This is a genomic window from Pseudomonas sp. Irchel s3a18 (genome assembly GCF_900187535.1).
Taxonomy (GTDB): domain Bacteria; phylum Pseudomonadota; class Gammaproteobacteria; order Pseudomonadales; family Pseudomonadaceae; genus Aquipseudomonas.
On sequence record NZ_FYDV01000003.1, the window covers coordinates 408,988 to 435,279 of the forward strand.

General features: G+C 57.9%; 26 protein-coding genes and 2 tRNA genes. 16 read left to right on the forward strand and 12 right to left on the reverse strand.

Annotation, left to right across the window (positions count from 1 at the left end):
• From CKW29_RS07050 to CKW29_RS07090, 9 genes are all read left to right on the forward strand, one after another.
• Entirely contained in the window at nt 1-1,164 is a 1,164-nt protein-coding gene (locus CKW29_RS07050; RefSeq protein WP_095148169.1) for a phage tail sheath family protein, read from the forward strand.
• Nucleotides 1,165-1,176: 12 nt separating this feature from the next.
• Complete coding sequence (locus CKW29_RS07055) at nt 1,177-1,680, forward strand: phage major tail tube protein (RefSeq protein ID WP_095148170.1); 504 nt, start codon at nt 1,177-1,179, stop codon at nt 1,678-1,680.
• A gap of 11 nt (nt 1,681-1,691) precedes the next feature.
• Entirely contained in the window at nt 1,692-2,000 is a 309-nt protein-coding gene (locus CKW29_RS07060) for a phage tail assembly protein (protein ID WP_095148171.1), read from the forward strand.
• A 142-nt stretch (nt 2,001-2,142) separates the two neighbouring features.
• On the forward strand, nt 2,143-4,506 hold the full coding sequence (locus CKW29_RS07065; RefSeq protein ID WP_095148172.1) for a phage tail tape measure protein: 2,364 nt from the start codon (nt 2,143-2,145) through the stop codon (nt 4,504-4,506).
• A gap of 9 nt (nt 4,507-4,515) precedes the next feature.
• Nucleotides 4,516-5,373, forward strand: coding sequence for a phage tail protein (locus CKW29_RS07070; protein WP_095148173.1), 858 nt, complete (start codon nt 4,516-4,518; stop codon nt 5,371-5,373).
• A complete protein-coding gene (locus CKW29_RS07075) occupies nt 5,348-5,554 on the forward strand; it encodes a tail protein X (protein ID WP_095148201.1) in 207 nt (68 codons plus the stop codon). The genes CKW29_RS07070 and CKW29_RS07075 overlap by 26 nt, the downstream gene beginning before the upstream one ends.
• 52 nt (nt 5,555-5,606) lie before the next feature.
• Nucleotides 5,607-6,641 (forward strand): phage late control D family protein, encoded by a 1,035-nt coding sequence (locus tag CKW29_RS07080; RefSeq protein WP_095148174.1) that lies wholly within the window; start codon nt 5,607-5,609, stop codon nt 6,639-6,641.
• Nucleotides 6,642-6,843: 202 nt separating this feature from the next.
• On the forward strand, nt 6,844-7,638 hold the full coding sequence (locus CKW29_RS07085; RefSeq protein WP_095148175.1) for a DNA adenine methylase: 795 nt from the start codon (nt 6,844-6,846) through the stop codon (nt 7,636-7,638).
• Between the two features lie 267 nt (nt 7,639-7,905).
• Nucleotides 7,906-9,600 (forward strand): DUF262 domain-containing protein, encoded by a 1,695-nt coding sequence (locus tag CKW29_RS07090; RefSeq protein ID WP_095148176.1) that lies wholly within the window; start codon nt 7,906-7,908, stop codon nt 9,598-9,600.
• A gap of 100 nt (nt 9,601-9,700) precedes the next feature.
• Here CKW29_RS07090 and CKW29_RS25720 read toward each other — a convergent pair whose 3' ends face one another.
• From CKW29_RS25720 to CKW29_RS07100, 3 genes are all read right to left on the reverse strand, one after another.
• The gene (locus CKW29_RS25720; protein ID WP_159950252.1) at nt 9,701-9,844 is read right to left on the reverse strand and encodes a hypothetical protein; all 144 of its coding nucleotides are present in this window, start codon (nt 9,842-9,844) and stop codon (nt 9,701-9,703) included.
• Between the two features lie 197 nt (nt 9,845-10,041).
• Nucleotides 10,042-10,560: a hypothetical protein gene (locus tag CKW29_RS07095; RefSeq protein ID WP_095148177.1), complete on the reverse strand. Its 519-nt coding sequence runs from the start codon at nt 10,558-10,560 to the stop codon at nt 10,042-10,044.
• Nucleotides 10,518-10,826, reverse strand: a complete 309-nt coding sequence (locus tag CKW29_RS07100) for a DUF1778 domain-containing protein (protein ID WP_095148178.1) — start codon at nt 10,824-10,826, stop codon at nt 10,518-10,520. Before CKW29_RS07100 ends, CKW29_RS07095 begins: the two co-directional genes overlap by 43 nt.
• 645 nt (nt 10,827-11,471) lie before the next feature.
• Between CKW29_RS07100 and CKW29_RS07105 the strand changes: the two genes are divergently transcribed.
• A complete protein-coding gene (locus CKW29_RS07105) occupies nt 11,472-11,939 on the forward strand; it encodes an HNH endonuclease (protein WP_095148179.1) in 468 nt (155 codons plus the stop codon).
• Between the two features lie 205 nt (nt 11,940-12,144).
• Here CKW29_RS07105 and CKW29_RS07110 read toward each other — a convergent pair.
• Nucleotides 12,145-12,232, reverse strand: a tRNA-Ser gene (locus tag CKW29_RS07110).
• Between the two features lie 124 nt (nt 12,233-12,356).
• On the opposite strand from CKW29_RS07110, the gene CKW29_RS07115 reads away from it, so the two are divergent.
• On the forward strand, nt 12,357-13,028 hold the full coding sequence (locus CKW29_RS07115; protein ID WP_095143234.1) for a Bax inhibitor-1/YccA family protein: 672 nt from the start codon (nt 12,357-12,359) through the stop codon (nt 13,026-13,028).
• 56 nt (nt 13,029-13,084) lie between these two features.
• On the opposite strand, the gene CKW29_RS07120 is transcribed toward CKW29_RS07115, so the two are convergent.
• Together CKW29_RS07120 and CKW29_RS07125 are read right to left on the reverse strand one after the other, a co-directional pair.
• Entirely contained in the window at nt 13,085-13,414 is a 330-nt protein-coding gene (locus CKW29_RS07120; RefSeq protein WP_095148180.1) for a YceK/YidQ family lipoprotein, read from the reverse strand.
• A gap of 57 nt (nt 13,415-13,471) precedes the next feature.
• Entirely contained in the window at nt 13,472-13,909 is a 438-nt protein-coding gene (locus CKW29_RS07125) for an Lrp/AsnC family transcriptional regulator (RefSeq protein ID WP_095148181.1), read from the reverse strand.
• Nucleotides 13,910-14,041: 132 nt separating this feature from the next.
• On the opposite strand from CKW29_RS07125, the gene CKW29_RS07130 reads away from it, so the two are divergent.
• Nucleotides 14,042-14,935, forward strand: coding sequence for a DMT family transporter (locus CKW29_RS07130; RefSeq protein ID WP_095148182.1), 894 nt, complete (start codon nt 14,042-14,044; stop codon nt 14,933-14,935).
• 7 nt (nt 14,936-14,942) lie between these two features.
• Here the strand turns inward: CKW29_RS07130 and CKW29_RS07135 are convergent, their stop codons facing one another.
• Both CKW29_RS07135 and CKW29_RS07140 read right to left on the reverse strand, forming a co-directional pair.
• A complete protein-coding gene (locus CKW29_RS07135) occupies nt 14,943-16,022 on the reverse strand; it encodes an FUSC family protein (RefSeq protein WP_256584839.1) in 1,080 nt (359 codons plus the stop codon).
• A 29-nt stretch (nt 16,023-16,051) separates the two neighbouring features.
• Entirely contained in the window at nt 16,052-17,677 is a 1,626-nt protein-coding gene (locus tag CKW29_RS07140; protein WP_095148184.1) for an NADP-dependent glyceraldehyde-3-phosphate dehydrogenase, read from the reverse strand.
• Nucleotides 17,678-18,051: 374 nt separating this feature from the next.
• On the opposite strand from CKW29_RS07140, the gene CKW29_RS07145 reads away from it, so the two are divergent.
• The 3 genes from CKW29_RS07145 to CKW29_RS07155 all read left to right on the forward strand — a co-directional run bounded on the left by CKW29_RS07145 (nt 18,052) and on the right by CKW29_RS07155 (nt 21,150).
• Nucleotides 18,052-18,453 carry a cytochrome c5 family protein gene (locus CKW29_RS07145; RefSeq protein WP_095148185.1) on the forward strand — a complete coding sequence of 134 codons (402 nt, stop codon included), beginning with the start codon at nt 18,052-18,054 and terminating at the stop codon, nt 18,451-18,453.
• A 73-nt stretch (nt 18,454-18,526) separates the two neighbouring features.
• Nucleotides 18,527-19,867, forward strand: a complete 1,341-nt coding sequence (locus CKW29_RS07150) for a D-arabinono-1,4-lactone oxidase (protein WP_371850786.1) — start codon at nt 18,527-18,529, stop codon at nt 19,865-19,867.
• Nucleotides 19,867-21,150, forward strand: coding sequence for a DSD1 family PLP-dependent enzyme (locus tag CKW29_RS07155; protein ID WP_095148187.1), 1,284 nt, complete (start codon nt 19,867-19,869; stop codon nt 21,148-21,150). The genes CKW29_RS07150 and CKW29_RS07155 overlap by 1 nt, the downstream gene beginning before the upstream one ends.
• A 53-nt stretch (nt 21,151-21,203) precedes the next feature.
• On the opposite strand, the gene CKW29_RS07160 is transcribed toward CKW29_RS07155, so the two are convergent.
• Nucleotides 21,204-22,487, reverse strand: coding sequence for an FAD-binding oxidoreductase (locus CKW29_RS07160; protein WP_095148188.1), 1,284 nt, complete (start codon nt 22,485-22,487; stop codon nt 21,204-21,206).
• 183 nt (nt 22,488-22,670) lie between these two features.
• Here CKW29_RS07160 and CKW29_RS07165 point away from each other — a divergent pair.
• Nucleotides 22,671-22,747, forward strand: a tRNA-Val gene (locus CKW29_RS07165).
• Nucleotides 22,748-22,940: 193 nt separating this feature from the next.
• Here CKW29_RS07165 and CKW29_RS07170 read toward each other — a convergent pair.
• The 3 genes from CKW29_RS07170 to CKW29_RS07180 form a co-directional block, all read right to left on the reverse strand.
• Nucleotides 22,941-23,129 carry a hypothetical protein gene (locus CKW29_RS07170; protein ID WP_256584840.1) on the reverse strand — a complete coding sequence of 63 codons (189 nt, stop codon included), beginning with the start codon at nt 23,127-23,129 and terminating at the stop codon, nt 22,941-22,943.
• Between the two features lie 307 nt (nt 23,130-23,436).
• Nucleotides 23,437-24,612 (reverse strand): PAS domain-containing sensor histidine kinase, encoded by a 1,176-nt coding sequence (locus tag CKW29_RS07175; protein WP_095148189.1) that lies wholly within the window; start codon nt 24,610-24,612, stop codon nt 23,437-23,439.
• A gap of 396 nt (nt 24,613-25,008) precedes the next feature.
• Nucleotides 25,009-25,569, reverse strand: coding sequence for a YSC84-related protein (locus CKW29_RS07180; RefSeq protein WP_095148190.1), 561 nt, complete (start codon nt 25,567-25,569; stop codon nt 25,009-25,011).
• Nucleotides 25,570-26,292: the final 723 nt, after the last annotated feature.

The window sequence follows — 26,292 nt, forward strand, 5'->3', positions numbered from 1 at the left end:
ATGAGTTTCTTTCACGGCGTCACCGTGACCCTGGTGGACACCGGAGCCCGGCATATCGCAACCCCTTCAGCGTCGATCATCGGCCTGTGCAACACCTTCACCGTGGCACCCGCAGCATCGGCCGAGCCCAACGAGCTGCTGCTGATCACCCGCGAAAGCGAAGCGGTGGCGGCCTGGGGACCGGACGCAGCGATCACCCAGGACTGCAAGGCGATTTTTGCCCGGGCCAAGGCGGTGATTGTCGCCGTCGGCGTGCCGCTACTGGAGGATCCGGCTGAACAACTGTCGGCGATCATTGGCGGGGTCTGGGCCGACGGTACCCGTACCGGTATGCAGGCGTTGCTCGATGGCAAAAGCAAGTTCAACGCCCAGCCGCGCTTGTTGGTGACCCCGCAGTACTCGGCGACGCTGGCGGTGGCCACCGAGCTGGTGGCGCTGGGCGACAAGTTGCGAGCGATGGCCATCATCGACGGGCCGAACACCACCGACGAAGCCGCCATCGAATACGCCGGCAACTTCGGCAGCAAACACGCGTACATGGTCGACCCGGGCGTGCAGTTTTGGGACACCAAGACCAGTGCCACGATCAACGCGCCGGCTTCGGCCTGGGCCGCGGGTCTGTTTGCCTGGACCGACGCCACCTATGGCTTTTGGGCCTCGCCGTCGAACAAGGAGTTTGTCGGCATCACCGGCACCACGCGACCGGTGGAGTTTCTCGACGGTGATCCGTCCTGCCGGGCCAACCTGCTGAACAACGCCAACATCGCCACGATCATCCGGGACGACGGCTATCGCCTGTGGGGCAACCGCACGCTGTCTAGCGATCCGAAATGGAAGTTCGTTACCCGCGTGCGCACCCTGGATATCGTCATGGACGCCATCCTCTACGCGCACAAATGGGCGGTCGACCGCTCGATCACCGCCACCTACGTCAAGGACGTGACCGAAGGCCTACAGGCGTTCATGCGCGACCTGAAGAACCAGGGCGCGATCATCAACTTCGAGGTGTATGCCGACGAAGAGCTGAACACCTCCAGTGAGCTCAGCGAGGGCAAGGTGTATTGGAACATCCGCTTCACCGACGTACCGCCGGCCGAAAACCCGAATTTCCGCGTGGAGGTGACCGATCAGTGGATCACTGAAGTGCTTGATACCGCTGCCTAAGGAGGCTGACCAATGATTCCTGAAGTGCTCTACAACACCAACCTGTTCGTCGACGGCATCAGCCTGCAGGGCGACGTACCGAGCCTGACCCTGCCCAAGCTGACCCTCAAGACCGACGAGTACCGTGCCGGCGGCATGGATGCAGCGGTGGAGATCGACATGGGCACCGAGAAGCTGGAGGCCAGCTTCACCACCAACGGCGTGCGCCGCGAGGTGCTGAAGTTCTTCGGTCAGGCCGACCTGACAGGATTTAACGCCTCGTTCCGCGGCGCGTTCAAGGGCCAGAAAGGCGCGGTGAAATCGGTGGTCGCCACCCTGCGTGGCAGCCTCAAGGAAGTCGATCCCGGGGAGTGGAAACCCGGTGAAAAAGGTGAGTTCAAGTACGCCGTTGCCGGGACCTACTACAAGCTGGAAATCGACGGCAGCGTGATGTTTGAAATCGATCCTCTCAACTCGATCCGCGTCGTCGATGGCACCGATCACCTGGCCGCCGTGCGGTCTGCCCTGGGCATGTAAGGAGCAACAGTATGAGCAACGATAAAGAAAACCTCCTGCCCAAGTGGCTGCAACTGGGCAGCGGCATTGCCACCGTCATCCTGTCCCGGCCGAGTCAGGCCAACGGCATTCAGGTCGACAAGCTGACCCTGCGTGAGCCGACGGTGCGCGAGATGCGCGCCGCCACCTTGCAGGGCGGTAGCAACGAAGAAGAACAGGAAATGGTCTTGTTCTCGAGCCTGGCAAGCATCGGTCGTGGTGATCTGGAGGGGCTGTTGATGCGCGATTACCGTCGTCTGCAGACCGCCTATTTTCGTCTGGGAGCAGACGACGGGGTTTAACCCCAGGTTGCAGAAGACCCTGGCCAAGCGCTTGGCCGTCGAGCTGAATTTTTCGGCAGCGGAGATTCAGGGGCTGTCGTTTTCCGAGATGGTCTGGTGGCTCACGGATTGAGCCGATCCCCGTCGCACACAGGTAACCCCCATGGCGAACAAACTCTCACTCGGGCTGGTGATTGGCGGCGCCGTCGATTCATCCCTCGGCGCCGCTTTCAAGAATGTCAGCGGCGAAATGAAAAAGCTCGAGGCGCAAACCACCCGCGCCAAGGGCTTGCAGAAAGTCATCGGCGAGACCATGCGTCTGAGCGATGAATGGAAAAAGGCCCACGACAGCGGGGCGGCGAATGCCGACGCCTTGTTGCGCAAACTGGAAGCCAATAACAACAGCCTGCGCAAGCAGGGCATTGAGGTCGGGCGTCTGCGTCAGGAGTACCTGGCGCTGGGCAAGGTGGTGCGCAGCGCCGAGTTCAAGGCCAAAGGCATGGGCCAGGTCGAGGAGGGGCGGGAAAGCCTGCGCAGCGGGATCGGCACGGCGGTGGCCGGTACCACCCTGGCCGCAGTACCGACCAAAATCAGTGCGGACTTTCAGGCGATTGTGCGCGATATCGCGATCAAGTCCGGTACCGCCAACACCCAGCAGGAAGTCGACACCGCCCGGGACATCGTCCAGACCTCAAATGACACCGGCATGGCCAACACCCAGGTGGCCGACCTGGTGAACCAACTGGTCGGCGGCGGCATGGAGTTGGCCGAGGCGCTGAAATATGCGCCCGTGGCTGCGAAGTTTGCGGTCGGGCAGGGCGCGTCTGGCACCGATACCGCGAGGATGATTCTGGCGATGCAGAACAACGCCAAGATCACCGATCCCAAGAAAATGGAACAGGCATTGGCCTCGGTCGCGCTGCTGGGTCAGCAAGGCAGCTTCGAGGCCGCCGACATGGCCAAGTGGTTTCCCGAGCTGTTGGCGCAGATGGCCAGCAGTGGCATCACCGGCCAGGAGGCGGTCACCCAGTTGGGGGCCATGCTGCAGGTGCAGATCAAGAGCGCCGGCAGTGCCGATGAGGCGGCGAACAACCTGAAAAACTGGGTCGCGAAAATCGGCTCGGGGGAAACGGTCAAAGGTTATGCCGATGCCGGGATCGACTACCAGGGCTCGATGAACGCCGCGATTGCCAAGGGTCTGTCGACCTTCGAAGCCAGTTTCGAACTGGCGCGCCGGTACGTGGAAAAGACCGACCCGAAAAAGGCTAAACAGCTACAGCAGGGGCTGACCAAGATCAGTCACGAGACCGACCCGGCCAAGGCGCAAGCGATGGCCGATGCCTTGGCTGCGACCCTGCGCACCGGCGATCTGTTCGCCGACATGCAGGTCAAGACCGCCCTGATGGCCTACACCCAGAACAAAAAGCTCTACGCGGAGCTAAAAAAGGACGCCTCGGACCCCAACGGCCAGCGCAAAGAGATTCTCGACAAGAACCTGGCCGAGCGCCGCGAGAGCTCGTCGCAACGCTGGGCCGAAACCGGTCAAGCGTTCAACGATTCGCTGCGCGCCATTGGTGATGCCCTGCGCCCGGCGACAGATGCGCTGGCCAGCGGGATCGGTACCGCGGCGCGGGGCTTGACCGCACTGTCCGAGGAAACGCCCAAGGTGGTGTTGGGCCTGGCAGGGTTGACCACCGGGGCGTTGGTGCTGGGCAAGGCCTGGGCCGCGCTGACGATTGGCCGAGGGCTGGTGAACATCGCGCGCGGTTCGCTCGATGGTAAGTCCGACATCGTGCAGCGGGTATTCGTGACCAATGCGGATGACGTCGGGAGTGATGGGCTGGATTACGGTAAAGAAGGGAAGGGCGGAAAGGGCAAAGGCCCGGCAGGCAAGGCGACCATGGGCACCCGGTTCATGAAGGGCCCTGGGCCGCTGGTGGTGCTGGCCGCCGGGGTTCAAGCGGTGGATACGGCTGTGAACGCGACCACCCGTGATGAAAAGGCTGAGGGCTATGGCAATGCGGCGGGCGGGCTGGCCGGTGGCTTGGCGGGCGCAGCGGCCGGTGCGGCCATCGGTTCGGTCATACCGCTGCTGGGCACTGCGGTGGGCGGAGCGATCGGCGCCTGGCTTGGGGCCTGGGGTGGCAGTGACTTGGGCGCGACCGTGGGCAAGGCGTTGTTTGGCGGGCCAGACACGCCCACTGCATTGCCAAAAGCACCGCTCGGCATGTTCCCCATGCCCGCTGGCCAAGAGGTTGGCGACGTGGTGCGCTCGATGGCCAGCACCCCAGCGGTCCCGGTTACGGTGGCTGCGCTGATGCCGGCCGTCGTGGCGAAGCCGCCCGAATGGCCGAAGGTCGATCAGAAATTCACCTTTGCCCCGGCACCGGTCATTCAGGTGCAGGGCGATGTGAAAGACCCGGCGCAGTTGGTCCAGGAGCTGATGCCGTACCTGCGCCGTCAGTTTGAAGATTTCGCCCGGGAAGCACGGGCCCGCCAGTTGTTTGATGCGCCACACGTTGGCTGAGGAAGTGATATGGCGGATGAAAAATCCTACCTGGAACACCTGCAGGGTGGGTTGAAGTACATGGTCGACGCCGGCGAGGCCGGCCGCACCGATCTGGAGTCGATGACCGGGCCAATGAATGGCGCGCTCAATGAAATCGGCGGTGCGGCGGATGCCATCGAAGGCTTGCCCTTTATCAGCGAAGACCTGAGCGACAAGACCCGACGGCTGCAGAGCGCGATCAACTCCGCACAGGCCAAGATCGGCAAGGTGGCCAGTCTCTATAACCAGACGCAGCGGGCGCTGGCGCAGTTTGATGAGCACTTTTTCGCCCTGACCGAACAGATTGACCGGTTTGGCGCGGCGTTCAACAAGGTGGCCGGCAAGGCCAATGCTGCGTTGGGCAACATCTTCCCCACGGAATGGTTTGCCGGCGATATGACGCCGATCCCGGAGGCGGTGAAACCGTTTCCGCACCTGCTGATCATCTATCCGCTCAAGCCCAATGAGCGGCCGTATTACTTCAACCTGGACACTGCGGCGTTTGACGAACTACGGCGGCAGACGTCGTTTCGTTGGGCCGCGCAGGAGCGCCTGACCCGACGCCCGGCGCAACAGGCCGTGGGCCTGGGCGAGGAGAAAATCACTCTCAAGGGCGCGATCTATCCGAGCTTCAAAGGCGGGCTGAAGCAACTGGATACGCTGCGCAGCATCGGCGCCAAGTTGCTGCCGCTGAACCTGACCACCGGGTATGGCGAGGTGCTGGGTAACTGGTGCCTAACCAATATCGAAGAAGAGCAAAGCGCCTTGCTGCCCGGGGCGATCCCGCGCAAGCAGGGTTTTTCATTGGAGTTTGTTCGTTATGGCGATGACCTGCAGAACGGCTGAGGGGGATCTGCTCGATACCCTCTGTCACCACTACTACGGTCACCTGAACCGCAGCGTCGAGGCGGTGCTGGCCGCCAACCAGGGTCTGGCCGATGAGCCACAACCGTTCCGGGCTGGCGTGTTGATCACACTGCCGGATCTGGTGGTCGAGACCGACAGCGTGATTTCGCTGTGGGACTGATCTCGTTACCCAGCCCGCCGAGTGCGGGCTTTTTCTTGCCTGAGGTGTCGTTATGCAACCGCTTTTTCGTATCGTCGCCGACGGCGCCGATATTTCTGCCCTGATCAATGATCGGCTGGTTTCGCTGCAGCTTGCCGATCGGCCCGGAATGGCTTCGGACTCGTTCGAGTTGCGGATCGACGACCGCGACGGGGCGGTGGCGCTGCCCGCGCGTGGCGCGAGTATCGAGATCTACCTGGGCTATGCCGGCGCCGACCTGACCCGCATGGGCCGCTACACGGTGGACGAGGTGGCGGTCTCTGGCCCACCGGACACGCTGGTGATCAGCGGCAAGGCCAGCGACATGCGCGGCAGTGGCAAGAGCACCCGCAGTGGCAGCTGGGAAGACGTCAGTCTGGCGCAGATCGTCGGCGACGTGGCGGCGCGCAATGGCTGGCAGCCGTCCTGTCCAGTCGACACCCGCGTGCCGCGCATGGATCAACTGAATGAGTCGGACTTCAACTTCATCACCCGCCTGGCCAAGAAACACGACTGCACTGCCAAGGTGGCCGACGGCAAGCTGTTGGTCCTGCCGCGGCAGGGCGGGCAGAGCGCGAGCGGCCGGGCCTTGGGGGTCATCACCCTGCAGCGCGGCGATGTCACCCGCTGGCAGTTTCGCTTGAGCGACCGCAGCACACACAAGGGGGTCAGCACCCAGTACCAGGACCCGGCCAGCGGAGAACTGCTGGTCTCGCACCTGGACAACCCCAACGTGCCGGAAGGTATGCCGCCGGTGCATACCGACCGCCATCTGTATCCGGACCGGACGGCCGCCGACGAGGCAGCGAAGGCGCGTCTGGCGGCATTCAATCGTTCGACGGCCTCGGTACGCCTCGATCTGCCCGGACGGACCGACCTGTTTGCCGAAATCATGATCGAGGCGCAAGGCTTCAAGCGCGGGCTCGATGGTGAGTACCTGGTGGAGTCGGTGGATCACACCTTCACCCAGTCGGGCTGGACGGTGTCGGTTGAGTGCAACGGCGGCAAGGAGGGCAAGGCCAAGGCGTCAGGGAAGCCGCAGAAAGTCGTGCTTGAAGTGCCAGGTTGATGGCCCGGGAGGGTGATCAATCTAAAGTCGAAGTGGTTTCAACCCCGAAGTAAAAGGAGCGGTCAGGCTGGATGCGTCAACATCCAGCCTGACCACCGTCCCCGCAGATTGTCCCTGCAAGTCCCGCCAAGGCTCCTGCTCTGTGCACAAAGCGGAGCGAGCCTAGCACCTGTTTATTTATACAGCAAAGGTCTTGCACTCTATGTCTTCACCCATCATCCCTTGGATGGGCGGCAAACGCCGCCTGGCCGACCGCCTTATCCCACTGTTTCCACCCCACGAATGTTACGTCGAAGTCTTTGCCGGCGGCGCCGCGCTGTATTTCATGCGCCCTCAGGCTGCCCCGGTCGAAGTGCTCAACGACATTAATGGCGATCTGGTGACGTTGTACCGCGTGGTGCAGAACCACTTGGAGGAATTTGTGCGCCAGTTCAAATGGGCGCTCAGTTCGCGCCAAGTGTTTGAATGGCAGAAGATGACCCGCCCGGAAACTCTTACCGACATCCAGCGAGCCGCCCGATTTTTCTACCTGCAGCACCATGCCTTCGCCGGCAAGGTCTCCGGGCAGACCTTCGGTACCGCTACCACTACTCCATCGATCAATCTGCTGCGCATCGAAGAAAACCTCTCGGCCGCCTGGCAACGCTTGTCCGGCACCTACGTCGAGAACCTGCCCTGGTTGGACTGCGCTGAGCGCTACGACCGAGCGCATAGCTTCCATTACATGGACCCGCCGTACTGGCAGACCGCCGGTTATGGCGTGGACTTTCCGTTCGAGAACTACGAACGGATGGCTGACTTCATGCGCCGCTGCAAGGGCAGGGTGATGGTCAGCATCAACGACCACCCGGACATCCGCCGGGTGTTTAAAGGCTTTCACTTTGAGACGCTAGATATTCGCTACACCACGACCAACCAGCGACAGTGCAAGGCCGAGGTCAGCGGAGAACTGGTGATCATGAACTGGGAGCCGGCAGCTTTGGGAGGGTTGTTTTAGCGGTTAGAAATTCTGGCGATGGATCCAGTAAGGTTTCATTGTCACATGGATCATTCAATTTTCTATTCAGATTCATTTTGGCGCGTAGCTTCCGATGCGGGAACACGTGCGACTCATGTGTTGCCCACTGCCTCTGAAAGCAGATCAAAGCCATAGCTGGATACAACTTATGTTTAGGGCTACCTAATTTAAGTCGTTTAATGTATTTTGTTGGAATGTGCTTGTTAGGTTTGACTCTAAAAAATCAAAGTGTTGGGTGGAGGTGTCATGAAAATTGAATCAAAAGATACGGATATCGAAAGCTTGCTAGATGGGAGTTATTTTCATATCCCTCGCTTTCAACGTCCTTATTCTTGGGATGATGAAAATATAAATGATTTTTGGAATGATTTAGTTGCTAACAAGGGCGAGGATTACTTTATTGGTTCAATGGTGGTGTATAAGCGCTCCAAACAATCTTTCGGGGTTGTTGATGGGCAGCAGCGCCTAACTACTACAACAATTCTTTTGTGTGTGTTGAGGGATGAGTTTCATGCTCTAGGGCATAATGACTCAGCTGAAGGCTTGCATCAACTTATTGAAAGAAAGGATCGAGATAATAAAAATGAGTATGTGCTAAAGACCGAAACGTCTTTCCCGTACTTTCAGGAGCATATTCAAAAATATGGTGACCCTGAACTTGACGTAAAGGTTCTTTCAGAGGAACAGAATCTTAAACGAGCGCATCAGTTGTTTAGGCGTTTGGTGAAGGAGTCAGTTGAATCTGTTGATCGTGATGCTACGGTTAGTAAGGAAGATAAAACAAAAGTAAAAATAGAAAAGCTTATATCAATTAGAGATACTGTGCTAAACCTAAATTTGATATTTGTTGTGTTGGATAACGAGGATGACGCGTACCTGATCTTTGAAACTTTAAATACCAGAGGTAAGGATCTTGCGGTGAGTGATTTGGTGAAAAATCACTTTACTAAGCATCTCAAGGCGAAAGGAACCGTAGATACTGCAAAGCTGAAGTGGGGGCAGATCCTTGAGACTATCCATAATTCCCTGGCAGACCTGTCTACTGATATGTTTATATATCATTATTGGGCGTCAAGATATGAGGCGGTCCCCCTTAAAAAGCTGTTTCCCGTTATAAAAAAGAGAATAGTTAAGGACACGGCAAGAGAGTACTTGGATTCCTTGGTTTCAGATGCGAAGCTTTACAGGTCCATACATGAACCAAATTATGAGTGGACAAAAAATGAGAGCGAAGCGTCCCGTTCTCTGGCGGCACTGCAACTTTTCAAAGTGTCTCAACCAACTCCAGCGGTTCTTTCACTTGCTCGAGCATATAGAGACAATATCATAAAGTTCGGAAAGCTACGCGATGCGCTAAGCGCGATTGAGAAATTTCATTTCTTATTCACGGCTATTACGTCATCTCGTTCTTCTGGCGGGATTTCTGCGATGTACTCATCTTTTGCACGGAAGCTTTTTGAGTGCAAGCACTCTCAGGCGGCCTCAGATGAAATAACAGCATTGATCGACAAGCTTAGAGACAGGAGGCCGTCGATTGATGAGTTCAAAGTTGCCTTTAGAGAGCTTTCATATACTAATGCCAACTCAAAGCAGAAAAATCTTGTGCGGTATGTATTGAGAGGGATCTCCGAGCACTGTGCATATAAGTATCCCGTTGATTTTGAGGAGCTCACAATAGAGCATCTTCATCCGCAGTCTGTCATGAAGGATGGTTGGAATGAGGGGAATGTGGGGCAGATCGGAAATCTGATGTTCCTAGATCAAAAGGTTAATGGTAAATTAAATACTAAGTCAATTAATGAAAAAGTCACATTCCTTCAGTCAATTGGTTACAGTGTGCCAGATGAATTGGTCGACTTGACATCTTGGGGGCCAGATGAGGCTCTGGCTAGAACGGATATGATTGCCGATATGGTTTACAAGAGCATATGGCGTTTCTAGCATCCTGCTTTGGAAGTATGTTGACTTTTTGATGAGTAGCTGTAGCTGCTCGGTAAAGCAGTTTGGCGGTTAAGATTCTGTAAGAAGCGCGCAGCTAATGTTATGAACAAAAACTAGCTGCCAGTTTCTTGCGGTGTTCTATTTGAGGTGGTTGATGGAAGGTCTGGATGATGGCTGCCTCCAGGGCGAGCTGATTTTCGTTGATCTTGTAGAGGAGAGAAGGGAGCAGGTCAGAGTTTGGCATTGAGAGTCCTCCTTGGTGCTTGCAGCGTAGCAGTGGGGATTCATGTTCGGATGGGCTGCGTTTGGTCGGTAGGACGCCGGAACGAGAAACAGATCGGTGTAACGAACTGGAGGGCGTTAGGGACAAATCGCTCTGAGTAGAAGGAAGGACTTAACTGGCCGCCGCTGGAGGCGGCCAGGTTGCTGTCCAATCGACAATCAGGTGAATGGAAGCATCATCGTGATTGCGGACAGTTGCGGGCTGCGAATGAACCCGGCTTTCTCGTAAAGCCCCACGAGCCGTTCATTCAGTGGGTGGACTACGAGGGCGGTCGATGCAACTTCTTCGGACGCGGTAAGCGCGCGCAGAACGGCATCTTGGATCAGGTCGAGCGACAGTCCGGTACCTTGGAGCGACTGACACACCCCCATGCGCCCCAGGATCGTGATCGGGTGCTGGTCGGGTGAGTTGCGCTGCGCTTTTTTGGGTACGACGTCTGCCCGCATGATCGTGCCGTTGGACAGTGTGTAATAGCCGACGACGGCATTGGTACCTTTGATGCAGGTGACAAGCACCGTGGCAGTTTTGGCGAGCTGGGCCTTCATTGCCTTTTTCGTCAAGAACTCGTTGATTGAGTCCTCACCACAGTCGAAGGTTTCCAGATTATGGGTCTCATTCAGCTTTACCGGGGCGCTCAGCTCCAGCGAGACGGTCTGTTCAGCAGTTTCTGTAGCCATTTGTTGCTCCTTACGGGATTGTTCTGTAAGGCTTGTTCGAAAGCGTCAAAGTCATCGTCGGCCAGGACGAACAGGCGTTGATCCAGAATGACTTCCTCTGCCTTTTTACAAGCAGCATCCAGGATGAAGCTGGTCCGATCGCTTCCCGACATGGCTGCGGCCACATCGATCAAGTCTCGTTTCTTAAAATCGACGCGCATATTGATCGCGACGGGTTTGGTTTTTTCCGTTGCAACGGGATTCGCATGCAAAAGAGAAGTAGTCATTGGTGTTGTTCCTTGGTCGTTCCTTGGTCGTTTCGTGGTTGGTTGGGGCTTACCTCCTTTGGCTCATAGTGTCGTAGCTCGGCTGGTTAGGACGTTCATGGTGATTCCTCTCGCTGGTGGGGGTTGCGGTAATTTCGCTTAGCTTATTACTGCCATTCAACATGGCACCGGATCACAACGATCCGTAGGAAAGATCATAGTCGATTCGTGTAGTATTTGTCTACACATAAAGCAGATAGCTACACGTGGCTAAGAGGGCGATTACGAGAGGTCCACTAGTGAGGGTTTTTGCGATGCTCCGCAGATCAACCTTTCTCACCGTTAAGGGTGACATAACCCTTCTGCCTTGATTTTGGCGGTTAAAATGGACGGCTCGTTGAATGGGAAGGGTGATTCCTAGAGGATTGTGTTCGTTCGGCAGAACGCCGGAGGGTAGGGGGTTTCTGGTCGAAAGCCTGTAGGGGCTTTTGCGGGGAAACGTGAATCACGGTTAAGCACGGTACGGCATCGATTGCAGTGGGCGCCGTTCCAAGGGACTGTTCTGTATAGCTTTTTAGCGCCCCTGCAAGCATGGGGTGCTGGTGCGCTACGGCAGGTTGACGAGTGATAATCCGTTGCCCGCCATAATTATCCGGAAATCATGAAATGGCCAAAGACACACCATCAATGGCAAGAAACAAAATGCGCCGGTGTCTTGCGGCGATTCTTGATCCACACCCATCTGGCGCTGAAGTTGAAGAGCTCTGGAATTATTTCCAGTTCTCCTGCGCCTACTGTGGCATTCCTATGGTCCGTGCTTCGCGTACCGGGCACCTGGATCATATTGTCTCGTCTGCTCTGGGTGGTTCGAACGAAATCCACAACCACCTTCTTTCATGCAACAGGTGCAATGGCGATGAAAAAAGGGACGAGGATTGGCAAAGATTTTTGGCGAGAAAAGTAACGGATAGCGAACTGGCAGCTGAACGGCACGCTCATATTTCAGCCTGGATCGAACGTGCTGGCCGTGAACCTCTTGATTTCGCGGCTAAGGCCAAAGCTGAAATTATCATCCGCCAGGCATTGGAAAGCTTTGACGAGGCGGTAAAGAAACTCCGAGCGCTGCACCCCTGATCGGGACACTACAAGTGTCCGCATTACGTCAGTCACCCTCTAGCAATGGGAGTGGGGTTGGTCGGCAGGTCGCCGGAAGGCCTGAAAACGGGCTTAGTTCTGGAACACTTCAAAAAAGTTATGGAACACATTCTGAGCGCCGAGATTTTTATCAAACCCTAGAAACGAAAAAGCCCTGAATAATCAGGGCTCTAACGTACAAATATGGCGGAGGCGATGGGATTCGAACTCATGGACCTGTTACAGTCGACGGTTTTCAAGACCGTTGCCTTAAACCACTCGGCCACACCTCCGTATTGCGTTGCGGGCGCCATAATACCTGAATGAAACACACTGTCAAACTCTCTGCATCGCTTGTTACAAGGCGTCTGCTATGATCTTTGCCACTGAACGTTTCAAACCTACAGGAGTGTCGCCATGCGCGAACAGGATTACGCAGTCAACAACAGCGTGCAGGCCGAGCAGCTAGAGGTTAGCCGCGTCCTGCGCAACACTTATGGCTTACTCGCCCTGACGCTGGCATTCAGCGGTGTCATGGCCTACGTCGCGCAGCAGATGCGTGTCGGTTACCCGAACATTTTCGTGGTGCTGATCGGCTTCTATGGTCTGTTCTTCCTGACCAACAAGCTTCGTGATTCGGCCTGGGGCCTGGTGTCGGCGTTCGCCCTGACTGGTTTCATGGGCTTCCTGCTCGGCCCGATTCTCAACCGCTACCTGGGCATGCAGGGTGGCGCTGAAGTTGTCAGTTCCGCGTTCGCCATGACCGCGCTGGTATTCGGTGGCCTGTCGGCCTATGTGCTGATCACCCGCAAGGACATGAGCTTCCTCGGTGGTTTCATTACCGCTGGCTTCTTCGTGCTGCTGGGGGCAACGCTGGCGAGCTTCTTCTTCCAGATCAGCGGGCTGCAGCTGGCAATCAGCGCGGGCTTCGTGCTGTTTTCTTCGGTCTGCATCCTGTTCCAGACCAGCGCCATCATTCATGGCGGCGAGCGTAACTACATCATGGCGACCATCAGCCTGTATGTATCGATCTACAACCTGTTCGTCAGCTTGTTGCAGCTGTTCGGCATCATGAGCCGCGATGACTGATCGCTGCTCTTGAACCAGAAAACCCGCTTCGGCGGGTTTTTGTCATTCAGGGGCGGTCATTCGGATACGATGATGCTGCCGTCAGCCTGTTGCCGGTAGACGGTGTAGGGCAGCAGCGCGGTGTCCAGAACACCGGAAATGAGCGCGTCTATCAATACGACAATCGTGCCGTTGTCGTGTTTTTGCGCGTCGATGCCTTCCTTCAGGGGGGCGTACAGGGTGCAGAAATCGTAGGTGACGCCACTGTAGATCCGTGGCACGGCGCCGCAGTAACTTTTCTGCTCCTTGAGGCTCTTTGCCGCCGCCTCGTCGCTGCGCACGACTGTCTGAAGGGTGCCGCATCCTGCGAGCAGCAATGCTGTCAGGGCCATTGCTTGTGTTTTCATGCCGTCAATCCTTCGCCGGAAAACACCCAATCTACCCGCTTTGCGCCAAAACAACACTCAGGCCATCGGCGGCAGCCGGCGCTTGACTGGTGTCTTCTTGACGATGGCGGTGTTGGTCTCGGCGTAGCTGTTCAGGCGGTCGAGCAGGGTGTCCAGTTGTTCCATCGAGCGCACGTGCAAGCGTGCGATGAAGCAGTCATCGCCGGTGACCTTGTCGCATTCGGTGAACTCGGCAATGGCCTGGATTTGCCGTTCGACATTCTGCAGTTGCCCGGGCAGCGGGCGGATGCGCACGATCGCTTGCAGCTGATAGCCAAAACACTTGGGGTCGATCTCGACGGTGTAGCCCTTGAGCACACCACGTTCTTCAAGCCGGCGCAGGCGCTCGGCGACGCTGGGTGACGACAGGCCGCTGATCTGTGCCAGGGCCTTGAGCGAGCGCCGTGAGTCTTCCATGAGGGCAGTGATCAGCAGTTGGTCAATGTCGTCAGTCATACCCGCCCCGTTAGGCAAATACGCGTATCTGCCTTGGTAATAAAGGTGAATTTACAGTTTAGCCTGCATTTGGCCATGGAGAGTGGCCGGCGAGGATTGGCATACTTTGGTCTCACCTCGAGGAGCCTGATCATGGATAACACCTTACGTCGCGGCACGCTGGAAATGACCGCCGCCATGCTGATTTCCGGAACCATCGGATGGTTCGTGCTGGTTTCCGGCCAACCTGTGCTGGACGTGGTGTTCTGGCGCTGCGTGTTCGGCGCGGGGACCTTGCTGCTGATTTGCGCAGGGTTCGGTTTTTTGCGCCCCGGTATTCTCAGCCGTACCACCTTCTTGCTCGCCGTGCTCAGCGGGGTGGCCATTGTCGGTAACTGGGTGTTGTTGTTTGCCTCCTATTCCAGGGCTTCGATTGCCATCGGCACGGCGGTCTACAACGTGCAGCCGTTCATGCTGGTGGGGTTGGCGGCGCTGTTCCTCGGCGAGAAAATCACCGCGCAAAAGCTGTTCTGGCTGGGGGTTTCGTTTCTCGGGATGCTGGCGATTGTCAGCGCCCATGGCGAGCAGGGCGAAAGCGGGAGCGAGTACCTGCTGGGAATTGGCCTGGCATTGGGTGCCGCGCTGCTGTACGCCTTTGCTGCGCTGATCATCAAGCGCCTGACCGGCACTCCACCCCATTTGATTGCGCTGATTCAGGTCTGCACCGGCGTACTGTTGCTGGCGCCGTGGGCCAACTTGTCCGCATTGCCACAACAGCCCGGTGCCTGGGCCAGCCTGTTGACCCTGGGTATCGTGCACACCGGGGTGATGTACGTGCTGCTGTACGGGGCGATTCAAAAGCTGCCGACCGCAATGACCGGCGCCCTGTCGTTTATCTACCCGATCGCGGCGATCTTCGTCGACTGGCTGGCCTTCGGTCATCAGCTTGAGCTGATGCAATGGATTGGCGTGATCGCGATTCTGCTGGCCGCTGCGGGCATGCAACAGGGCTGGGGCAGTGGGGTGCACAAGGCCGTGACGCAATGACCGGGCCTCAAATCTTCCAGTGTGGTGCGGTCTTCACCAGGCGTTGGCTCATGTCGTTCAGATTGACGGCCAGTTGCCGGGTCAGCAACCGGTAGCCGTCCAGGGCGCTGTATACCGGTTCGTCCATGGCGGTAGGCGTGACCGGCTCATCAAGGGTGCGCTCCAGGCGCAGGGTAGTACCGGACTGCAGGGCACGGGCCATGCCGATCAGCATCCGCCGTATCTGTTGGTGTTCGGCTTTCAATGCCCCTTGCAGTTGCGCCATGGCCTGCGCGTCGCGGGCGTCGGGGCGGGTGTTGGCGAGGATTTCCAGGGTGCTGATGCACATCCGCAGGTTGCGTTGCAGGCCATCGAGTTCCGTCATGGATATCCGCACTTCCTTGGACACCGAGGGCATCAGCGAACGCAGTTGCACCATCACGCCATTGAGACGGCCCAGCAGCGTGAGGTAGTGGTCGTCCGTTACCGACTGGCCGCTGACGATCCGGCTGTAGATGCTGGCGCAGTCACGCAGTGCGCTGGCGAGTTTGTAGCGCCAGGAATAGACCGCGTACAGCGGCAGGGCGAAGGAAAATGCCAGGGCCAGGGCGATGCCGATCAGTATGTCGACCGTACGCCACAGGCCATCGGTGATTGGGTTGTCGCCATGGCCGGCGACGATGAACACGGTGATCGCCGACAACAGGGCGGTATAACCGCCCTTGCCGATGGCGTGGTAGGAGAAAAATCCGCAGACCACCGACATGCCGAAATAGGTCAGCCACGGCAGGCCGAGCCAGGCGTGCTGCACCACCAGCAGCAAGCCCACGCCCGCCCCGATAAGGGTGCCATAGGCCCGCTCGGCGGCTTTCTTGCCGATATTGCCGTGGTGTTGCAAGCCGCCGATCACCACCAGCATGGTCACCGATGCCCATTCGCCGTGGGGTAGGTTGATCCCCGTGGTCAGCAGGATGGTCGCCAGCAGCCCCAGCGATACCCGAACGGCGTGGATGACCCGGGCGTTGCGGTAGCGCCGGTACGGGTCCAGGACCGGGCGTAGCAGGCGCCGCAGCAACGGTGACACTCGGGATGATCGAAAGGTCGTCATCGGGTGGCAGATTTCCCTCGGCGCTGATGTCAGAAAATGTAGTCGGTGGTCAGGAAGCTCGACTCCCGGCCGCGAATGATGTCGCTGATCAACGTTTTGTTGCTCTCCTGGAATTTGGTCGCCACCATCGTACGAATCGAAAAGGTGCGCAGGGCATCGTGTACCGACAACGTGCCTTCGGCCGAATTCTTGCGCCCGTTGAACGGAAAGGTATCAGGGCCGCGCTGGCACTGGGCGTTGATGTTGATCCGTCCGACCTGATTGGCGAAGGTATCGACCAGTCGCCCGATCTCGGCGGCATCGGTGCCAAACAGGCTCAACTGCTGACCGAAGTCTGACTCAAGCACGTAGTCGATCACTGTATCCAGGTCACGATAAGGCACGATCGGCACCACTGGGCCGAACTGTTCCTCCTGGTACACGCGCATGTCCGTGGTGACCGGGTACAGCACCGCCGGATAGAAGAACGAACCGCGCGCCTGTCCGCCGTTGGCATTCACCACGTTGGCGCCTTTTCTGACAGCGTCGTCTACCAGCCCATGCAGATAATCGACCTTGCCCGACTCCGGCAGCGGGGTCAGCGATACGCCGCTTTCCCACGGCATGCCGGGTTTGAGGGCGGCGAGTTTCTGGTTGAATTTCTCGATAAAAAGATCGACCACGTCTTCGTGCACGAAGAGAATTTTCAGCGCGGTGCAGCGCTGGCCATTGAACGACAGCGAGCCGGTGACGGCTTCGTTGACGGCGTTGTCCAGGTCAACCTGGGGCAGCACGATGCCGGGGTTCTTTGCGTCCAGCCCCAATGCTGCGCGCAGGCGATGGGGTCTGGGGTGAAGCTTTTTCAGGTCGCTGGCGGCCTTGTTGGTGCCGATGAAGGCAAAGATGTCGATCTTGCCGCTGGCCATCAGGGCACTGACGGTCTCACGGCCGCTGCCGTAGATCACGTTGATCACGCCGGCCGGGAAGCTGTCGCGGAACGCTTCCAGCAACGGACGAATCAGTAGCACGCCGAGCTTGGCCGGCTTGAACACTACGGTGTTGCCCATGATCAGTGCCGGGATCAGCGTGGTGAAGGTCTCGTTCAGCGGATAGTTGTAAGGCCCCATGCACAAGGCAACGCCCAGCGGTACCCGGCGGATCTGGCCCAGGGTGTCCTGTTCCAGTTCAAAACGGCTGGAGCGACGGTCGAGCTCCTTGAGGGCATTGATGGTGTCGACGATGTAGTCGCAGGTGCGGTCGAACTCTTTTTCCGAGTCCTTGAGGTTCTTGCCGATCTCCCACATCAACAGCTTGACCACGGCCGCGCGCTGTTCGCGCATGCGCGCGAGGAAGGCTTCGACATGCTGGATGCGTTCCGCGACGCGCATGGTGGGCCAACTGCCCTGACCGCGGTCGTAGGCACGGACGGCGGCGTCGAGGGCGGTGAGTGCGGTCTCGGCATCCAGCAGCGGTGTGCTGCCCAGAATCACTTGTTCATCCTGCTGCTCGCCGGCCAGGTACACCGGGCTGCGGACCGCCGCCAGGGGGCCACTCCAGATTTTCAACTGGCCTTCGACGAGGTACTCGCGTTGCTCAAGCGGCTCGCCCGGGCGGTATGGCTCCGGGATCTGGGCGGCAGTGGGGAATAACGTGCTGAGGAGGTGTTCGGTGCTCATGAGGCTACCCCGTATTGGCTGTGTGCAAGGCGGCTTGAAGACGCTCGGCTGTCAGGCGGCTTGCAGTCAAGAATGTGCTCTATGGGTTATACGCCTTAACGGCAGGTTTTTTTAACTGAAAACGTCCTGTGAAGGGCAGAGCAGAGGGGTTGAGGTGTGGTGTGTTGTCGCAAGCGTAGACGAGTTTCCCGGCGTTCGTGGTGCGGTGCGGCCCGCTTTTCTGCCTGTCTGTGGGCGATGCGCGTGGCCTCGAAAGTCCCCCTTGCTGACCCTCAATGACCTCAACCAGCCATGATGACTGGCTTAGAGTTCAGCGGTGTGTCATGACAACCAGAATGCGCCGGGCAATAGGCGCTGCACCCGTGGGGAAAGCTATGTGGGCAACGATTCGATTCGGGCGACGGTTAACTGATCCCGGTGGTGTGTGCCGGATGGCCGCGTTGCTGGTGGTGCTTGGCGCGTTGGGTGGCTGTGGCGATAAACCAGAAAGCAACGCCTCGCGCACGGCAGCGGCCAGTGCCATGCCGGTCGATGCCGGTTTGGCGCGTACCTACGACACCAGTTGCAAGTTGTGTCATGCCAACCCGGCCTCGGGTGCGCCGCTGACGGGCGACCTGTCAGCCTGGCAACCGCGTATCGCGCAAGGTGTGGATACCTTGCTGGACCACATCATCAACGGTCACAACGGCATGCCACCGATGGGAATGTGCATGCAGTGCTCCGAAAACGAATTCCTGGCGCTGATCGGTTTCATGTCTGGCCAACCACTCCAATAACAATCACAAGGTGGGATTGATGACCATGCACCTCACACGACGTCAGCTACTGCAACGGGCCAGCCTTGCAGGCATGCTGGGCGCCTTGGGCAGCCACCCGGTGATGGCCGAACTGATGCGCGCGCCGCGGGTGATTCCCTGGCGCAATTGGTCGGGTGCCCAGAGCTGCCTCCCCGAGGCACGGCTGGCGCCCAGGGATCTGGACGAACTGGCCGGGGTCATCGCCAAGGCCACCGGCAAGGTGCGCCCGGTGGGCTCTGCCCATTCGTTCAGCGCGCTGGTGCCCACCGACGGCACGCTGCTGTCGCTGAGTAACTTCACCGGGTTGCTGGGCCATGATCCAAATACCCTGCAGGCCGAGTTTGGCGCCGGCACACCGATGTCGCGCATGGGCCCGGCATTGAAGGACGTCGGCCAGGCGCTCACCAACATGGCAGACATCGATTACCAGACGCTGGCCGGGGCGATTGCCACCTCGACCCATGGCACCGGGAAACACTTCCAGTCCTACTCTGGCTACGTGACGGGTTTGCAGTTGGTGACGGCCCAGGGTGAGGTGCTCGATTGCGACAGCACCCGCAACAGCGAGGTGTTCAAGGCCGCTCGCGTGTCATTGGGGGCGCTGGGGGTCGTGACCAAGGTGCGCATGCAGAACCGCCAGGCTTATCGTCTGCGGGAGCACCAGTGGATTGCCAAGACCGAAGAGTTGTTGGAGGACGTGGAAAAGAATGCCCGGGAGAACCAGCACTGGGAGATGCTGGTGGTGACCCATTCCGACTACGCGCTGTCGATGACCCTCAACGAAACCGTTGACCCGGCGACACCGCCCATCAGCGCCGAAGAGGAGGGGGGCAACGAATTCGTCAACCTGATCGAGAAGTTCGACAAATACGTCAGCGACTTTCCCGGCGCCCGGCGCATGTTGCTCAATAACATGCGGCATATCGCCAGTTTCGATGACCGGGTGGGCGACTCCTTCGACATCTATGCCAACGTGCGTACCGTGCGTTTCAACGAAATGGAGTATTCGGTGCCGGCCGAGCATGGCCCGGCGTGCTTGCGCGAGATCATCAAGCTGATCACCGACAAGGACCTGCGCACCTGGTTTCCGATCGAGTACCGTTACGTCAAGGCCGATGACATCGCCTTGAGCATGTTCGAGGGGCGCGACAGCTGTTCGATCTCGGTCCACCAGCACTACCAGATGGATCATCACAATTTCTTCGCCGCCATCGAACCGATTTTCTGGAAGTACGCGGGCCGGCCGCACTGGGGCAAGCTGCACACCTTGAATGCCCGTAATCTGCAAGCACTGTACCCGCGCTGGCAGGAATTTCGTCAGGTGCGCCAGCAGCTCGACCCGGGCGGCAAGTTCTTGAACGCCCACTTGTCGTCCATTCTGGGAGTCAGCTGATGGCCATCAATCGCCGGAATTTCCTGGGAGGTGTGGTGGGTGTTGGCGCGTTGCTGGCGGGTGTCGGTGCGCTATTACGACCCGGTGACCGTGGCGGGCCCTACAGCGATTACTTTCGCGCCTTGAACCAGGAACTGCAGCGCAATGGCCCGATGCGTCCGTTGCTGCTGATTGACCTGGATCGGCTCGACCACAACATCGATGTGGTGATGCAGTCGGTCAAGCGCGGCGGCAAACAGCTGCGTCTGGTGGAGAAATCCCTGCCGTCGCCGGAGTTGCTGGCCTACATCGGCCAGCGCGCGGGCACGCAACGATTGATGTCGTTTCATCAGCCCTTTCTCAATCATGACGCGCAACGGTTTCCCGGGGCCGACATCCTGCTGGGCAAGCCTTTGCCGGTTCGCTCGGCCGAGCTTTTCTATCGCTTGCACAAAGGTCCGTTCGACCCGGCGCGGCAGTTGCAGTGGCTGCTCGACACGCCCGAGCACATGCAACAATACCTGGCACTGGCCCAAGGGCTGGGTACGCGGCTGCGGGTGAATATTGAGCTGGACGTCGGCCTGCATCGCGGTGGTGTGGCGGACACTGCCACGCTGGGGCAAATGCTCGGTCTGATTCGTGCTAATGCGCAACATCTGGAATTTGCCGGCTTCATGGGTTACGACCCCTTTGTCGGCATGGGGGTGCCAGGCATTCTGGGGACGGCGGATGAATTGTTCGCCAAGGTCATGACGCGCTACAACGGCTACGTGGACTTCACCCGGCAGCAGTTTTCGGGGCTTTGGCATGACGGCTTGACGCTCAACACCGCCGGAAGCCCGAGTTACCGTATGCATGAGCGTGAGTCGCTGAGCAGCGAAGTGTCAGTAGGCACCGCGATGCTCAAGCCCACCCATTACGATTTGCCGTCACTGGCCGAGCATGTGCCGGCAGCCTACATCGCCACCCCGGTCGTGAAGCGCACCGGTGCCGTGCAGATACCGGCACTGGACGGTAAATCGCGGCTGTTTTCCTGGTGGGACACCAACCAGCGCGAGACTTATTTCATCTATGGCGGCAACTGGATGGCCGAGTTCGAATCGCCGCCTGGGTTGCAAAGCAACGGCCTCTATGGCCGCAGCTCCAATCAGGAGATGGTCAATGGTTCGGCGGCGGTCGGGTTGGCGGTGGATGACCAGGTGTTTCTGCGCCCGACCCAGACCGAATCGGTGTTGCTGCAGTTTGGCGACTTGATCGCGATGCGGGGCGGCAAGATCGTCGACACCTGGCCGGTCTACTCCTGATCCCTGGAGCATTGCATCGGTGCCGGTTGGACGGCACCGACTATAGAGGAAGGTCAGAAGTCGAACTTGTCCCGCAGGCCGTAGTACCAGGCGCCCAGTGCCGCGAAAGGCGTGCGCAACAACTGGCCGCCGGGGAAGGGGTAGTGCGGCAGGTCGGCAAAGGCGTCAAAGCGCTCAGCCTGTCCGCGCAGGGCCTCGGCCAGGACTTTACCGGCCAGGTGGGTGTAGGTGACGCCGTGGCCGCTGCAACCCTGGGAGTAGTAGAGGTTGTCGCCCAAGCGTCCGACTTGCGGCAAGCGCGACAAGGTCAGCAGGAAGTTACCGGTCCAGGCGTAGTCGATTTTCACGTCCTTGAGCTCAGGGAAGGCCTTGAGCATCTTCGGTCGAATGATGGCTTCGATGTTGGCCGGATCGCGCGCGCCATACACCACTCCACCCCCGAAGATCAGGCGCCTGTCCCCCGAGAGGCGGTAGTAGTCGAGCAGGTAGTTGCAGTCTTCGACGCAGTAGTCTTGTGGCAACAGGCGCTTGGCGAGTTCTTCGCTCAAGGGCTCGGTGGTGATCACCTGAGTGCCGCACGGCATCGACTTGGCGGCGAGTTCCGGAACCAGGTTGCCCAGGTAGGCGTTGCCGGCCACGATCACGAACTTGGCCCGCACCTTGCCTTCAGCGGTATGCACCACCGGGTTGGCGCCGCGTTCGATACGTAGGGCGGGTGACTGCTCATACAGGGTGCCGCCCAGTGACTCGACGGCGGCGGCTTCACCTAGTGCGAGGTTGAGTGGGTGGATGTGGCCACCGCTCATATCGAGCATGCCGCCGACATATTGCTCACAGGCCACGACTTCACGGATGCGGCGCTGGTCCAGCAACTCAAGCTGAGTGTGGCCGTAGCGCTCCCACAGGCGTTTCTGTGATTCCAGGTGACCCATCTGCTTGCCGGTGAGGGCCGCGAATACGCCGCCATCCTTCAGGTCGCACTGGATCTGGTACCTGGCCACGCGCTCACGAATGATATTGCCGCCTTCAAATGCCATTTGCCCAAGCAGTTGCGCCTGCTTGGGGCCGACACTGCGTTCAATGACGTCGATATCGCGGCTGTAGCTGTTAACGATCTGCCCGCCATTGCGGCCCGAAGCACCAAAGCCAACCCTGGCCGCTTCCAGGACCGTCACCCGAAACCCGTTCTCCAGCAGGAACAGAGCGCTGGACAGGCCGGTATAGCCGGCGCCAATGACGCAGACATCCGTTTCTACATCATCCTGTAGCGACGGACGCAACGGGGCGGCGTTGGCCGACGCGGCGTAATAGGACTCCGGATAGGGAATGTGCGCCATCCTGCAACCTCTGTTTAATATATTTTACGATTAACCCGATCCTACCTGAGTTAAAAATCCACTGCCAGCCACCCGAATGGCTTCTTTGCGGGGCCAAAATTAAATATTTTGCATATTCATAGGCTTAGGTGAAAAAAAGGTGTTGACACCCCTCCGGAATTCCGTAGAATGCCGCCTCACAGCAGGCACGTAGCTCAGTTGGTTAGAGCACCACCTTGACATGGTGGGGGTCGTTGGTTCGAGTCCAATCGCGCCTACCAAACAAAATCCGCTCTGCTGGGCGGTCTAGAAGGGCTCACCGAAAGGTGGGCCCTTTTTTGTTGTCTGGTGTTTGGGAAAGCATTGGGAATATTTTTGGCAAACGGCCACCGCGCTACATCTTCAGGTCGGCTTTCACCTTCATGTAAACCACTGCGTTGTCACCATGCCCAGCCTGGTAGTGCTCGGTCATCTTCACGTCCGCGTGCCCATCAAGCCCTGAATGTACTCCTGTTTGAACCCTTGCTGCTCGTACAGCCAGGCGCCGAGTACTCGGATCTCGTCGAAGGTAGGGCGTTCGCCGGCTGGCAGATCCGCATAGGCCTTCGAATCGTCTCGCGCCTGGGCAAAGCACTTGGTCAGAGTGCAAAGAAGGTTGGCCATAACAGCTTGGCGACAGCTTTTTATGCTGCTGGAAAACCATATCGATGTTGACGACAGGTACAACAGACTGTTGAGATCTGCTGACGATATGGAGCGTGAAGGCCTCATTACCAGTATTGAGTGGCGTAGGCTCGCTCAGCAAGCCGGGACGTGGTTCGCGAGTACTGCGCAGTGCATGAGTGGGGTGAAGTAGGTCGGCATTTTTCAGGATGCCGACCGCTTTCGCCCCCCCCCAGTGGCCGGGCACATCAGGCTATCGTCAGCTAGTACTGGAGGGGAGGCAGGGCTGAGCGAAGGTCAATCCAAGCTAATTTACGGAGCGAGGAAAGGTTGCAGTGAATGTCGTTCCGCTCGTTAGAGAAGATGTTACAGCCACTTCGCCGTCGTGCGCTCTTGCGATCTCTCGAACAATGAACAGGCCGAGCCCAACACTTCTAAGTTCAGCATTGTCATGACTGCCACGGATCATCGGTTCGAACAGGTCTTTGAGCAACTCCAGTGGTATGGGGGTACCGAGGTTGTGCACTGTAATAATGACAGCGTGATTTTCGATGCACGAAGAAATGGTGACTTTGCCATCGGCAGTACCGTAGGCAACTGCATTTGCGACTAGATTTCCGATGAGCTGATAGAACCGATCACTGTCGGCAGAAAAGCCACCCTGTCCATAACGCTGGTGGATCAACTCATGGCCTGGGAAAGCCAGACGTAACTCGTCTAGGCAGTCGGCCACCAATTCGTGTAGATCAATTGGTTTGGGCAGGACTGCGATACCACGCCCGACCTGCGCCAAGGTGAAATCCAGCAGATCGGCCACCAGACGCTGCGCGCGCTCTGCCGAGTGGGTGATGTGGCCAAGTATTTGTGTCTGTTTAGTATCCATCTCCCTGCGACCTAGCAATTCCGTTGCCATTTTTATCGCCGACAATGGGTTGCGCAGGTCGTGACTGACAATCCCGATAAGTTGCTCGGCGAACAGAGCTCTGTCTTCAGCCGCGGCGTAAGTGACACGCAACTTGTCTTGGGCGATATCCAGTACCCGTTGATCCTTGAGGTGTTTCGCCAAATGCCTTTCAGCGAGCATTCGGGTATTGAGCAGCTCCCGCTCGTACCTCTGCCGATCCTCGGCTTTGAACAGGGTCATCTCATGAAATATGCCAGTAGAATGTTCACAGCTGACGGCGCTGAGCATCATCGGAATTGAATGTCCGTTGTAGTGGACTAGATCGAACTTTACATCTGCAATCACGCCCTGGATCCGCATAAGGGGCGCCCAGTACGTCTGATGGAACGTCCTCCCTTCAAGACTCATAAGGTCTTGGATGTCACGACCTAACAGTTCTTTCCTGCGGTAGCCTAACCAACGGCAGAAGGTGAGGTTAACCTGTGCGATCTGGCCATTTTCTGCGGTAAGCAGTAAGCCACAATCAGCTTCGTCGAAGAGAATGTCAGAGCCGGGAAACGCATCGTAATTTTCTGGCATTTGTTTCACTAAACAATGGAACCGATATCCAGAAAAGTATAGATGCCACTCGCACAGGCAATCTCAAAATTTCCCCCATTCGCAGCGATTTCTAGGCCTCGATATTCGGGTCTGAATACAGCTCATCACTGCGCACTGCTTTCCGTCAAAAGAATGCATAACGCTTCGGTCAGAACCATCTGCTTTTGGCCGATTGCTGCCTGTCGCGACGGGCAAAAATCGACCAAAACAGAGATCGTCGTGGCGTGTGCTGGACGTGCTCCGGCCAAGAGCACTTTTCATGTACTGGTGCGTCTGTGCGCGAGGACAGATTGGCTACCTAATCTGAATGGGCAACCAAACCTGCGCTGGCATGGGTCGCCATCACTCGCCCGATGCCCAGCCAAACGACCGATTTTAGCGTTTGATCAGGGAAATCTTCGTTCCTTCGATGCTGACCCCAGCCATTAACCCTTGCTGGTCGAAGATGAACGCGTACGCGTCGTCTTTCAGCGTCGAGCTGGACAGATTTTTCGCAATCCCTTCATCAACGACAACAACCGTTGGTCCTACGCCGATTTCCCAACCCTTGGTTTCAACTACATATTTCACAGCTTCATCGGTCATCAGAAAAACCACATAGCCATACGACTGGGCGCCTGCCTGAAGCCCCCATGACGCGCTGACGGAGTTGTAATAACCCTCTACTTTCGTACCCCTCAATAATTCGCCTTCGCCATAGCTACCGCCGAATACCAGGCCCGCCTTGATGATTTTCGGGAAGACAAGCACAGCTTTGGCCTTTTGCGAGATGGTTTCGGCAAATGGAGTGGCCTTGTAGAGAGTTTGCAACGCTTGCTGAGACTCGGCGTTCAGATCCTCGGCCGTGGCCGCGCCTGCATTGTTCAGGAGGCTCGCCGATGCCAATGATACTGTCGCGAGGAAGATCGCTAGGAAGAACCGCATTGATTGAGTCATTTCTGTACTCCAATAAGGCAGCATTGGATGGGAGCAGCAGTCAGCGCCTGCGTCAGGCAGGAACCGAACCTACTGAAGTTATCCGGCGCACCCTAAAATGTGTGGATTGCAAGCGTCGCTCTTGAATGCAGGAGGCCCAAGGCCACTGATCAGTATCGATGCCATCATTTGTTGTGACCACTGTGCAAGGGCAGGGTTCGTCTTCAGAGCCTGCTATTGGCCGATAGCACTCACTTGGGGATCGAACTTTCGCTTGTATCACTCCGGCGTCATCAGTAGCGCAAGCGTCATCTTGATGAGTTCTTCATTTCCGTCGATCGTGACGAGGGCCCCGCGTACGTTTTCGGTAACCTCGGCCGATCCGCGCTGCTCAATCTCGCGCTGATATCGGTGTGCGGAACGCAGCCGACGACCTTGCCCGTCGCCTCTCAGCCTACCAAGTCGGCGGCCATTCCTGCACTGCAGCCGCAAGCTAGGCAGCTACCTGCGCAGTCATGGTGTGTGCCGACGTGTTCAAGCGCGCTGAGCAAAGAGAGGGAGAGATGGTGGCAGTTGCTGATCAAAGCCGGGGAAGGGGGGATGACGTGCGAGTGGTCTGTAGTGGTCAACTAATCCCGGACACGACGTTAAGTTTTTCTTCGGCCCGAGCTGGCGCCAGCCCACCGTTGAATTGATGGGGTCGAATCCAGTTGTACCGATGCATCAAGAATTGGCTGATATCAC